We start from the raw sequence: 2,221 nt of genomic DNA on the forward strand, positions 1-2,221 counted from the left end.
GAGTATGTAAATGGAACAACCGGCAACTCACTGACTTGGGAGGTCTTCAATGCCACATGGTACAGTGTATGGCTGGATGGCAGTATGCACTCCAGTGCCAACCTTACGGGATCTGTGGTGACAGTGGATGTAGACGGTCTTGCCATAGGAGTCCACAATGTGACTGTTGAAATCGGAAATGAAGGAAATCAGACCGCTGTCAGCACGGTTCTAGTCACGGTAATTGCCGTTCCCCATGTATTGCGGATTATCTCGTCACCTTCTTCCTTCCTCATGGCAGATGACATGAACCAGACGACACTTGTTTGGACTGTGCTGGCGTCACATCCCGACAGCTACTCGATTCAAGTGAACGGCAGTGAGCAGGAAAACGGCAGTTTTTCATCTGGAAATATCTCATTTGTGTTCATCCATCAGGGACCGGGCATGTATGAGATCGTCCTCAAGTTGGCAGATATGAATGGAACTTTTGTCACGGCAATCATATTTGCACTTGTGATGTCAGCTACAGGAAGTTCGACCAATTCGGAGGCATCCTTCAGTGGAGGAATGGTCTTGCTTTCCCTGCTGGCCTTGGCGGCATTGCCCATTATTCGAAGAAAGGAGGTAAGATCATGAAGCTGTTTTTACCATTGACAACCATTTTGATCATTTCAATTCTGATTGCGGGAGCTCAAGGCAATGCCGAGTTTCTGAGCTTGCCCGAGGATGCATCCATAGGTCAGGGAGAAAGCCTGACACTTCAATGGAGCTTGGCGAACGCTGAAGGATGGAATTATGAACTGACAGTTTCCACAGAAGCCAACGGTACCCTAATGGCAGCCAGAGGGGTGGTGGAACAGGGCATGATCCAATATGAGATTCTGTCCGCACCATTGGGTACACTGACATTTGAATTGACGGTAACCGATGGGAGTGGAATGTTAAACGATACGGTAGTGGTCACGGTCACAGAAAACGGAGGTTTAGATTCCACAGTCGAGACGAGTGTGGATACCGGCAATTTTCCGATATTGGCTGTTGTGATGATACTACCTCTCATAGTCTTCAGACGCAATATCAAGAAATAAACTAATTCCTAGGAGGGGCTCCTCCTTCAACGAGTCCCGGAAATCGTTTCAGATAGCTAATGAAACGTTCGCTTACATCGACGCTTTTCAGGTATTCTACAGGCCAAGTGCCACGTAAAGGTTTGAAATCGTTGCGAAGAGATGCAAGGGGCCAGTCGGGGTGGGCAATGGCCGCCTTGCCGAGTACTGCAATGTCTCCTCCAGCATCGAAGAACCGCTGGGCATCTTCCTGAAGCCAGATACCCCCTGCGGCGGCTACGGCAGCATGCTCTCCAACAGCTTCCTTGATTCTTGTAACCACGGGTGTTCTGTCTTCTTCATGAGGAGCAGGACCCCATGCTTCACGAAGCGACAGATGGATGACGTCTGCACCATCAGCAGCGAGCCATCGAGCCACTTGCATGCTGTCTTCCAGAGTCAATCCGAGACGTGCATACAGGTCAACGGGAGAGATCCGGACAAAGACTGCAAAGTTGTCGGAAACATGTTTGCGAACAGCCCGTGTAACCTCCCGCAGGAATCGAGCCCGGTTTTCTAGTGACCCGCCATATTCATCTCTTCTTCGGTTCAGTACCGGTGAGAGGAATTGGGTGAAGAGGTAGCCATTGGCCCCATGGATTTCGACTCCATCGAAACCGGCAGTCTCGGCTCTGCGTGCAGCCATCACAAAGTCATTGGTGATTCGTTTGATGTCGTCGGCAGTGGCTTCCTTGGCATTTTCAGTTGGAGAGCTGGAAATTTTTTGGGGTGCAAGTTCCGCCTTGGATCCACCATGATATAGTTGGACAATTACTTTCGATCCTTTTTGATGGATGGATTGGGTCAGTCTTTTCAATCCTGGGAGATGCCGGTCTTCAGCTATGCCCAATTGCCCTTGCCAAGCCTTTCCTTCCGTTGATACATAAGCGGCACAGGTGGATATCAGACCGAAATGGCCGGCCCTTCGGACAAGCCACCTGAGTTCGTTTTCATGCAGCGTTCCATCTGGATTGGATTGGGTATTGGTCAGTGGAGCCAATGCAAACCTGTTGGGAAGGGTCAGGCCGGATTTTAAGGTAATGTGATTGTCCATGTGGTGCATTGACCGGGATTGCAATTAAATTGTTACTTTCTTTTTCTTGAAAGGATGAACATGGTCGCGATCATTGGGA

At 49.5% G+C, this 2,221-nt stretch carries 3 protein-coding genes; 2 read left to right on the forward strand and 1 reads right to left on the reverse strand.

Annotated elements, in window-relative coordinates:
- Together D6694_06215 and D6694_06220 are read left to right on the forward strand one after the other, a co-directional pair.
- The coding region (locus D6694_06215) for a hypothetical protein (GenBank protein RMH44116.1) at positions 1-618 on the forward strand (618 nt) is incomplete at its 5' end.
- A complete protein-coding gene (locus D6694_06220) occupies positions 615-1,070 on the forward strand; it encodes a hypothetical protein (protein RMH44117.1) in 456 nt (151 codons plus the stop codon). The genes D6694_06215 and D6694_06220, both read left to right, overlap by 4 nt.
- Before the next feature lies 1 nt (position 1,071).
- On the opposite strand, the gene D6694_06225 is transcribed toward D6694_06220, so the two are convergent.
- Positions 1,072-2,151, reverse strand: a complete 1,080-nt coding sequence (locus D6694_06225; protein ID RMH44118.1) for an NADH:flavin oxidoreductase — start codon at positions 2,149-2,151, stop codon at positions 1,072-1,074.
- Positions 2,152-2,221 lie beyond the last annotated feature (70 nt).

Source organism: Gammaproteobacteria bacterium (genome assembly GCA_003696665.1).
Classification (GTDB): domain Bacteria; phylum Pseudomonadota; class Gammaproteobacteria; order Enterobacterales.

Bases quoted from the DNA above. Each gene is read 5' to 3' on its own strand.
- D6694_06220 (RMH44117.1), top strand. From the start codon at position 615: ATGAAGCTGTTTTTACCATTGACAACCATTTTGATCATTTCAATTCTG.
- D6694_06225 (RMH44118.1), bottom strand. From the start codon at position 2,151: ATGCACCACATGGACAATCACATTACCTTAAAATCCGGCCTGACCCTT.